This is a genomic window from Aquitalea sp. S1-19 (assembly GCF_024343515.1).
Map to the genome: position 1 here is coordinate 1 of NZ_RJTZ01000119.1, position 8,950 is coordinate 8,950.

Consider the following 8,950-nt stretch of genomic DNA (forward strand, 5'->3'; position numbering starts at 1 on the left):
ATCGCCGAAAAATTCGAGCCAGGCGGAGACGACGCGCTCCTTGCGCAGGAATTCGGTCAGTGCCAGCACGATGTCGGTGGCGGTGATGCCGCTTTGACGCTTGCCGGTGAGCTTGACGCCGACGATGTCGGGCAGGCGCATCATCGAGGCGCGGCCCAGCATCACGGTTTCGGCCTCGAGGCCGCCGACGCCGATGGCGATCACGCCCAATGCGTCCACATGCGGCGTGTGGCTGTCGGTGCCGACGCAGCTGTCCGGGAAGGCGACGCCGTCACGTGCCTGAATCACCGGCGACATTTTTTCCAGATTGATCTGGTGCATGATGCCGTTGCCGGCCGGGATTACATCCACGTTCTTGAATGCGGTACGGGTCCAGTCGATGAAATGGAAGCGGTCCTCGTTGCGGCGGTCTTCGATGGCGCGGTTCTTGGCGAAGGCGTCCGGGTCGAAGCCACCGCATTCGACGGCGAGCGAGTGGTCGACGATGAGCTGGGTCGGTACCACCGGATTGACTTGTGACGGGTCGCCGCCTTGATCGGCAATGGCGTCGCGCAGGCCGGCCAGATCCACCAGCGCAGTCTGGCCCAGAATGTCGTGGCAGACCACGCGCGCCGGGAACCAAGGAAAGTCGAGGTCGCGCTTGCGCTCGATCAGTTGCTTGAGGGCGTCGGTCAGTGTGGCAGGGTCGCAGCGGCGCACCAGGTTTTCGGCCAGCACGCGCGCGGTATAAGGCAGTTTGGCGTAGGCACCCGGCGCGATCGCATCAACTGCGGCGCGGGTGTCGAAATAGTCGAGGCCGGTGCCGGGCAAGGGTTTGCGGTAGTGAGTATTCATGGTGTCGGTCATCACGATAGGGTAGGCATGCATGCGGCAAGGGGGAGCCGGCGCCAGGCGCACGGCTCCCCCGCTTAATTCAGGCGCTTAGCGTTGTTCGATCGGCATGAAGGCCTGATCTTCCGGGCCGACATAATTGGCGCTCGGACGGATGATCTTGCCGTCGATGCGCTGCTCGATCACATGCGCGCTCCAGCCGCTGGTGCGGGCGATCACGAACAGCGGAGTGAACATCGCGGTCGGCACGCCCATCATGTGGTAGGACACGGCGGAGAACCAGTCGAGGTTGGGGAACATGTTCTTGATGTCCCACATCACGGATTCCAGACGCGCGGCGATGTCGAACATCTTGCTGTCGCCGGCGGCGGCCGACAGCTCGCGCGCGACTTCCTTGATCACCTTGTTGCGCGGATCGGAAATGGTGTACACCGGATGGCCGAAGCCGATCACCACTTCTTTTTTCTCTACCCGTGCCTTGATGTCATTTTCCGCTTCATCCGGCGTGTCGTAGCGCTTCTGGATATCGAATGCCACCTCGTTGGCGCCGCCATGCTTGGGGCCGCGCAGCGCGCCGATGGCGCCGGTGATGGCTGAGTACATATCGGAGCCGGTGCCGGCGATGACGCGGCTGGTGAAGGTGCTGGCATTGAATTCGTGCTCGGCATACAGGATCAGCGAGGTGTGCATCGCCTTCACCCACAGCGCGGATGGCTTTTCTCCGTGCAACAGGTGCAGGAAGTGGCCGCCGATCGAGTCGTCATCGGTTTCTACCTCGATGCGCTTGCCGTTATGGCTGAAGTGGTACCAGTAAAGCAGCATCGAGCCGAAGCTGGCCATCAGGCGGTCGGCGATATCGCGTGCGCCGGCGATATTGTGGTCGTCCTTCTCCGGCAGGGTGCAGCCCAGCGCGGAGACGCCGGTGCGCATCACGTCCATCGGGTGGGCTGAGGCCGGCAGTGCTTCCAGCACCGCCTTGACGGCGGCGGGCAGGCCGCGCAGCGCCTTGAGTTTGGCCTTGTAGCCGGCAAGTTCAGCCACATTGGGCAGCTTGCCATGAACCAGCAGGTAGGCGACTTCTTCGAATTCGCAACGGTCGGCGATGTCGAGAATGTCGTAGCCGCGATAGCTCAAATCATTGCCGGTACGGCCAACGGTGCACAGTGCGGTATTGCCGGCGGCTACGCCGGACAGGGCGACGGATTTTTTCGGCTTGCCGATGACGACTTCAGTCATGTGATTCTCCTTTGCAGATAGCGGGGCGGACGCGGATTATTTGTTTTTTTCCTGTTGAAACAGGGCGTCCAGTTTTTGTTCGTAGTCGTGGTAGCCGAGGTGATCGTACAGGTCCATACGGGTCTGCATGGTGTCGACCACATTGGCCTGGGTGCCGTCGCGGCGCAGTGCCTCGTAGACATTCAGCGCGGCTTTGGAGGCGGCGCGGAAGGTCGACAACGGATAGAGCACCAGTGAGACGCCGTTATTGCCCAGTTGTTCGGTGGTATAGAGCGGGGTGGAGCCGAACTCGGTGATGTTGGCCAGTACCGGCACTTTCACCGCTTCGGCAAACTGCTTGTACATGGCAAGATCGGTGATCGCTTCGGGGAAGATCATGTCGGCGCCGGCCTCGACGCAGGCGATGGCGCGCTCGATGGCCGATTCCAGGCCTTCGACTGCCAGTGCGTCGGTGCGCGCCATGATCACCATATCCTGACGGCGGGCATCGACGGCGGCCTTCACGCGGTCAACCATCTCTTCCTTGCTGACGATGGCCTTGTTAGGGCGATGGCCGCAGCGTTTTTGCTGGACCTGGTCTTCAATATGCACGGCGGCGGTACCGGCTTTTTCCAGGTTGCGCACGGCACGGGCGATATTGAATGCGCCGCCCCAGCCGGTATCGATGTCGACCAAGAGTGGCAGTTCGGTGACGTCGGTAATGCGGCGTACATCGATCAGTACGTCTTCCAGGGTGGTGATGCCAAGATCGGGAATGCCGCAGGAGCAGGCGGCGACACCGCCGCCGGACAGATAAATGGCTTTGAAGCCGGAGTGCTCGGCAAGACGGGCAAAATAGGCATTGACCGCGCCGACAACCTGCAGCGGCTTTTCCTGCTCGACGGCAAGACGGAAACGTTGACCCGGGGTATGCATCTGGCGGCTCCTTGATGATGTGTTGGCTGAGTGATTATTCCAAATTCTAGCAAGTGCTTGGTAAGTTCGTAAATGGCGAGGGCATTATTTTTCTTGCACCCAGCTGTTTTTTTGCCGCTTGTTGTGTTTTTGTCTGGTAAACGCACGTTTGGAAGTACGTGCAATGGTCAGAAGCTGGTGCTTGTCGGTTTTGCTTTGCAATGTGCTCTGTTAAGGTGACGGCTTATTACGGTCGAACTTATCCGGAGCAGAGGAGTCATAAGAGATGACTATAAAAATCTGGACAGCAAGCATAGAAAAAATCAGGAGCTGTAAACAAGAATGAGTGATCGGGAACTCGATCAGCAATTGGTGGAACGCGTCCAGCGTGGGGAGAAGCGCGCCTTTGATTTGTTGGTTTCCAAGTATCAAAGACGCCTGGGGCGCTTGTTGTCGCGCTTTATCAAGGACAGCGCGGACATTGAGGATGTGACACAGGAGGCCTTTATCAAGGCCTACCGGGCATTGCCGTCATTTCGGGGTGAGAGCGCTTTTTACACTTGGCTATATCGTATCGGAATCAATACGGCCAAGAACTTTCTCAGTGCCAATGGTCGAAGACCTGTGTTCAAGGCCGGGGTCGAGGATGAAGATGGCGAGGTCGCTGATCTGGGCGATCAGATGCCGGATTACCATACGCCCGAAGCGGACATGATGAACCGCCAGATCGTGGAGACGGTTAACCAGGCGGTGAATGCGTTGCCTGAGGAGTTGCGTACGGCAATTACCCTGCGTGAAATGGATGGTCTCAGCTACGAGGAAATCGCCCAAGTGATGGATTGTCCGATTGGTACGGTCAGGTCGCGTATTTTCCGTGCGCGTGAAGCGATTGCAACGCAGTTGCGCCCCTTGCTGGATACGGCAAAAGACAAGAGGTGGTAGTGATGAAAGAAAATATCTCTGCTTTGATGGACGATGCGCTGGATGATGCAGCGGCACACGCGGCCATCACGGATTTACAGGCGGATAAGGCATTGAAGGATAGCTGGGATACCTATCAGCTGATCGGGGATGCCATGCGCGGGGGCGGGGGTCTTGCGCTGGATGTGCGGCGCGAAGTCAGTGAGCGCCTGCGTGATGAGCCTACTGTTTTGGCGCCGGCCAGACGCTGGCCTTTGCCTTCCCGAAAGCTGCGCCATTATGCATTGGCCGCATCGGTTGCTTGCGCGGCCGTTGTCGGCTGGATGGGCTGGCAGCAGGATGAGTCGGAAATGGTGGTGGCCAAAGCAAGCGAAGCCCAGGTGTTCAGCCCGGCTACAGCGGTAGATGCACCTTATCTGCTGGCGCATCAGGAAATGGCGGGGACAATAGACGGCTCGCAGCGGCGGGTTGCCTATGTGCCAGCGCGTGACAAGGCAGCACATTGATGCAGTTCAGGTTTTGTGTTTTTTTCGGCATGTTGCTGGCACCTCTGGTACAGGCCGGTCCTGATGATGACTGGGCCTTGCTTGGCAAGGCTGCGCAGGTTGCACGCCAGCAAACATTGTCCGGCAGTTACCTGCACCAGATAGGTTCTGCATCCGAGACCTTCCGTATCCAGCGTTCAGTCAGCAAGGGGAAAGTCAGGGAGCGCCGTGTTTCGCTGGATGGCTTGCCGCGCGAGATTATCCGTCATGGCGACGTGCTGATTACGTCCGCTCCGGACGAGCATTCGCTGCTGGCAGCAAAAATAAGCAGTGCCAAGCTGTTTCCGGCCATTCTGCCGGATAATGTGGCCATGCTGGCTGATGGCTATGCCCTAAGCCGCTTGGGCTCGGATAGGGTAGCGTCGCGCGAATGCCAATGGTGGCAGTTGAAATCGCTGGAAGCCGGGCAGCGCTATACACAGCGCGTTTGTCTGGATAAGGCCAGTCAGCTGCCGCTGAAGTGGGTCACGCTGGATGCACAGCAGGATGTGGTCGAGTTGTTCAGCTTTATTGATCTGGATGATCGCGCACCGCGCGCCAAGGTGAGTGTGCAGCCGGTTTATCCCTTAAGCGCAGCATCCTCTGCTTCTGCCGTGAAGGCTGAAGAGGGAGTGGAGTCGCTAGAGATCAAAGGCATTCCGCCGGGTTTTCGGCTGCTGCGTTCTGTCATGCGTAAAATGCCGGGTAATGATGGTGCACCACCGGTTCAGCACCGGGTGTATAGCGATGGTCTGGCCGTGTTTTCTCTGTTTGTCGAGTATGCCAAGGATGCCAAACCGGCGCCTCATCTGACGCATGGGCCTATTTCGGTAGCTACAGACAATGAGGGCGAGTACCGTTTGACCTTGGTGGGGGATCTGCCTGATGCCGGCTTGCAGGCCATTGCCCGTCATCTGCGGCTTGTTAAAAAATCATGATTGAAACCGAAGCACGCGTATTGCGCGTCGAGCCCGGTGCGGCCTGGGTCGAGCCCAAGCCGCATTCGCCATGCGGTCAGTGTGATGCTGAGGGCGGTTGTCGTTCCTTGAGTATCGCGCGCCTGTTTAGCGGGCGTGATCCGGTGTTCCGGGTGCTGGATAGCCTGGGTGTAGGGGCCGGGGACCAGGTGATGGTGGCCGTGCCGGAAAAAAGCCTGAGACAAAGTGTGTTGCTGATGTATGTCTTGCCGCTGTTAGCCTTGTTCGCCGGCGCGCTGCTGGGCGCACTGTTTGGCGAGATGGCGTCGGCGCTTGCCGGTTTGGGTTGCTTGCTGCTGAGCTTGCTGCTGGTGCGCCGCCGGGCGCAACGCCTGTCGGAGGATGGGCGTTTTCAGCCTCATATTGCCAGTAAGCTGGACCCTGACGCCATTGTGGCCGCGCCGGCTCGTACTTGCCGTTCAAAAAACCGGCCCTTGGAGTAAAAATGACGCTGACGCTGATGTTCCGCGATTATTGCAGCCTGTGCCATGCCATGCGTGATGCACTATTGCCCTGGCAGGCGCGCTACGGCTTTGAGCTGGATATTGTCGACGTGGATGCCGACCCGGTGCTGGAAGAAAAGTACAACGAACTGGTGCCCGTGTTGCTGGATGCAAAGGGCGAGATCTGCCACTGGCACTTGGATGAAGCCGCTCTGGCGGAACGTTTGGCTGCACATGCCGGCGAAATCCGCTAGAATCGCGCACTAATTGATACCTGTACGAGGGCGCACTACGTGCCCTCGTCTTTTTGTTGTCTGCGAGCCTGATGAAACACATACGCAATTTTTCTATCATTGCCCATATCGACCACGGCAAATCCACGCTGGCTGACCGTTTTATCCAGTTCTGCGGTGGCTTGGATCTACGCGAAATGAGCGCCCAGGTGCTCGACTCAATGGATATTGAGAAAGAGCGTGGCATTACCATCAAGGCGCAGACTGCAGCCTTGCATTACAAGGCGCGGGATGGCGAGGTCTACAACCTCAACCTGATCGACACACCGGGACACGTCGACTTCAGCTATGAAGTGTCGCGTTCGCTGTCCGCCTGCGAAGGCGCGCTGCTGGTCGTGGACGCTTCGCAAGGTGTAGAAGCCCAGACCGTTGCCAACTGTTATACCGCCATCGACCTGGGGGTCGAGGTGGTGCCGGTGCTGAACAAGATCGATTTGCCGGCTGCCGAGCCAGAGCGCGTCTGTCAGGAAATCGAAGACATCATCGGTATCGAGGCCATCGATGCGGTGCGCGCTTCGGCTAAATCCGGTATCGGTATCGAGGATATCCTCGAAACCCTGATTGCCAAGATTCCGCCGCCGGTCGGCGATGTGGATGCCCCGCTCAAGGCGCTGATTATCGATTCGTGGTTTGATAACTACGTCGGCGTGGTGATGCTGGTGCGTGTCAAGGACGGCGTGATCAAGCCCAAGGACAAGATCAAGTTCATGGCCACCGGTGCCGAGCATCTGTGCGAGCAGGTCGGCGTATTCACGCCTAAAGCCTTGCAGCGCAGCGAGCTTAGGGCCGGCGAGGTGGGCTTTATCATTGCCGGTATCAAGGACATCAAGTCGGCCAAAGTGGGCGATACCATTACCTTGATGAAAACGCCGGCGGCCGAAGCATTGCCGGGCTTTAAGGAAGTCCAGTCGCAGGTGTTTGCCGGTCTGTATCCGGTGGAAAGCCACGACTACGATAATCTGCGCGATGCGCTGGAAAAGCTGCAACTGAACGATGCTTCGCTCAAGTACGAGCCGGAAGTGTCGCAGGCGCTGGGCTTCGGCTTCCGTTGCGGTTTCCTGGGGCTGCTGCATCTGGAAATTGTGCAGGAACGTCTCGAGCGCGAGTTCGATATGGACCTGATCACCACGGCACCTACCGTGGTGTACGAGCTACTGATGAAGGACGGCGAGGTGATCCATGTGGAAAACCCGTCCAAGCTGCCGGATCCTGCCAAGGTGGAAGAAATCCGCGAACCCATCATTACCGCCCATATCCTGCTGCCGCAGGAGTATGTCGGTGCGGTGATGACCTTGTGTAACGGCAAGCGTGGCGTGCAGCGCAATATGCAGTATCTGGGCCGCCAGGTGATGCTGACTTACGATATGCCGATGAATGAAGTGGTGATGGACTTCTTCGACAAGCTCAAGTCCACCAGCCGCGGCTACGCATCGCTTGACTACGACTTCAAGGAATATCAGGCATCCGACCTCGTCAAGCTGGATATTCTGGTCAATAGCGAGAAGGTGGATGCGCTGTCCCTGATCGTGCACCGTCAGAGCGCCCAGTTCCGCGGCCGTGCCGTTGCCGCCAAGATGCGCGAACTGATTCCGCGCCAGATGTTCGATATCGCGGTGCAAGCGGCCATCGGTGCGCACATTATCGCGCGCGAAACCATCAAGGCCTTGCGTAAGAACGTGCTGGCCAAGTGCTATGGCGGCGATATTACCCGTAAGAAAAAGCTGCTGGAAAAGCAGAAAGCCGGTAAGCGCCGCATGAAGCAGGTGGGTAATGTGGAAATTCCGCAGGAAGCCTTCCTCGCCATCTTGCAAGTAGGGGACAAATAAGTGAGCGGGAATCTGTTCTGGGTGTTTGTCGTTGTAGCGGTAGTCGGCATTGCGCTGATCGCGTCGGCCGGCAAGAAAGAGGCGGGCGCCAAAGAGTGGCCGGCTGCCGTGCAGTGGGGCTATATCGCCTTGCTGGTCGGCTGCTTCGGCGTGCTGTCGAGCTGGATGAGCTTTTCAGCCGTGATGCTGGTGATTGTGCTGGTGACCGGCTTTGGCTGGGCGCTGGATAAGTTCTATCTGGCACGCCGCCGAGCGCCGGGCGAAGAGCCCGGCCATATGGTCGACAACGCCAAGGGCTTTTTCCCCATCATTCTGGTGGTATTCCTGCTGCGCTCGTTTATTGCCGAACCGTTCCAGATTCCCAGCAGTTCCATGCGGCCGGGGCTGATTGTTGGCGACTTCATTCTGGTCAATAAATTCACCTACGGCATACGGGTGCCGGTGCTGAACAAGGTGATAGTGCCGGTGCATGAAGTTGCGCGTGGTGATGTGGCGGTGTTCAATTTCCCGCCTAACCCGCGCGTCGATTACATCAAGCGTGTGATCGGGCTGCCGGGGGACACGGTCGAGTACCGCAACAAGAGTCTGACTATCAACGGCAAGGCCGTGCCGGATGTGGCGGATGGTACTTATGACTATCTGGAGCAGGGTCTGGCGATGATACGGAACGACCAGTACATTGAAACCCTGCCATCCACACCTGAGGCCAAGACCTATAAGGTGCTGAAGAGTCCTCAGGCGCCAGTCTATGATCCGGCACAGGTGCGCGACTTCCCGTATCGCGATAATTGCCAGTATGCTGAAGACGGTTTTGTGTGCAAAGTGCCACAGGGCCACTACTTCATGCTGGGCGACAATCGCGACAACAGTCTGGATGGCCGCTACTGGGGCTTTGTTGCCGATGATCTGCTAGTGGGCAAAGCTTTCCTGATCTGGATGAATTTCGGTGATTTTTCGCGCATCGGAATGAAAATAGAGTAACGGTTTCGCCTTTTGACTGCCCGG

The 8,950-nt window shown here is 58.3% G+C and carries 10 protein-coding genes; 7 read left to right on the top strand and 3 right to left on the bottom strand.

The window, feature by feature from the left end; translation table 11 throughout:
• From EGI20_RS14825 to prpB, 3 genes are all read right to left on the bottom strand, one after another.
• Window positions 1-834: aconitase family protein (locus tag EGI20_RS14825; RefSeq protein WP_498632401.1), on the bottom strand; the 834-nt coding region annotated here is incomplete at its 3' end.
• Window positions 835-921: 87 nt separating this feature from the next.
• On the bottom strand, window positions 922-2,067 hold the full coding sequence (gene prpC, locus EGI20_RS14830; protein ID WP_498632400.1) for a bifunctional 2-methylcitrate synthase/citrate synthase: 1,146 nt from the start codon (window positions 2,065-2,067) through the stop codon (window positions 922-924).
• 36 nt (window positions 2,068-2,103) lie between these two features.
• Window positions 2,104-2,982 (bottom strand): methylisocitrate lyase, encoded by an 879-nt coding sequence (gene prpB / locus EGI20_RS14835; RefSeq protein ID WP_498630000.1) that lies wholly within the window; start codon window positions 2,980-2,982, stop codon window positions 2,104-2,106.
• Between the two features lie 321 nt (window positions 2,983-3,303).
• Between prpB and rpoE the strand changes: the two genes are divergently transcribed.
• From rpoE to lepB, 7 genes are all read left to right on the top strand, one after another.
• Window positions 3,304-3,903: an RNA polymerase sigma factor RpoE gene (rpoE, locus tag EGI20_RS14840; protein WP_124734379.1), complete on the top strand. Its 600-nt coding sequence runs from the start codon at window positions 3,304-3,306 to the stop codon at window positions 3,901-3,903.
• A gap of 2 nt (window positions 3,904-3,905) precedes the next feature.
• On the top strand, window positions 3,906-4,388 hold the full coding sequence (locus EGI20_RS14845) for an RseA family anti-sigma factor (protein ID WP_498629998.1): 483 nt from the start codon (window positions 3,906-3,908) through the stop codon (window positions 4,386-4,388).
• Window positions 4,388-5,344, top strand: coding sequence for a MucB/RseB C-terminal domain-containing protein (locus EGI20_RS14850; protein WP_498629996.1), 957 nt, complete (start codon window positions 4,388-4,390; stop codon window positions 5,342-5,344). The genes EGI20_RS14845 and EGI20_RS14850 overlap by 1 nt, the downstream gene beginning before the upstream one ends.
• Window positions 5,341-5,826, top strand: a complete 486-nt coding sequence (locus EGI20_RS14855) for a SoxR reducing system RseC family protein (protein ID WP_498629994.1) — start codon at window positions 5,341-5,343, stop codon at window positions 5,824-5,826. Before EGI20_RS14850 ends, EGI20_RS14855 begins: the two co-directional genes overlap by 4 nt.
• Before the next feature lie 2 nt (window positions 5,827-5,828).
• Entirely contained in the window at window positions 5,829-6,080 is a 252-nt protein-coding gene (locus tag EGI20_RS14860) for a glutaredoxin family protein (RefSeq protein WP_124734375.1), read from the top strand.
• A gap of 71 nt (window positions 6,081-6,151) precedes the next feature.
• Window positions 6,152-7,945 carry a translation elongation factor 4 gene (lepA, locus tag EGI20_RS14865; RefSeq protein WP_124734374.1) on the top strand — a complete coding sequence of 598 codons (1,794 nt, stop codon included), beginning with the start codon at window positions 6,152-6,154 and terminating at the stop codon, window positions 7,943-7,945.
• A complete protein-coding gene (lepB, locus tag EGI20_RS14870; protein ID WP_498629991.1) occupies window positions 7,946-8,926 on the top strand; it encodes a signal peptidase I in 981 nt (326 codons plus the stop codon).
• Window positions 8,927-8,950: the final 24 nt, after the last annotated feature.

Bases quoted from the DNA above. Each gene is read 5' to 3' on its own strand.
- EGI20_RS14850 (WP_498629996.1), top strand. From the start codon at position 4,388: ATGCAGTTCAGGTTTTGTGTTTTTTTCGGCATGTTGCTGGCACCTCTG.
- prpC (WP_498632400.1), bottom strand. From the start codon at position 2,067: ATGACTGAAGTCGTCATCGGCAAGCCGAAAAAATCCGTCGCCCTGTCC.
- prpB (WP_498630000.1), bottom strand. From the start codon at position 2,982: ATGCATACCCCGGGTCAACGTTTCCGTCTTGCCGTCGAGCAGGAAAAG.
- lepA (WP_124734374.1), top strand. From the start codon at position 6,152: ATGAAACACATACGCAATTTTTCTATCATTGCCCATATCGACCACGGC.
- rpoE (WP_124734379.1), top strand. From the start codon at position 3,304: ATGAGTGATCGGGAACTCGATCAGCAATTGGTGGAACGCGTCCAGCGT.
- EGI20_RS14855 (WP_498629994.1), top strand. From the start codon at position 5,341: ATGATTGAAACCGAAGCACGCGTATTGCGCGTCGAGCCCGGTGCGGCC.
- EGI20_RS14845 (WP_498629998.1), top strand. From the start codon at position 3,906: ATGAAAGAAAATATCTCTGCTTTGATGGACGATGCGCTGGATGATGCA.
- EGI20_RS14860 (WP_124734375.1), top strand. From the start codon at position 5,829: ATGACGCTGACGCTGATGTTCCGCGATTATTGCAGCCTGTGCCATGCC.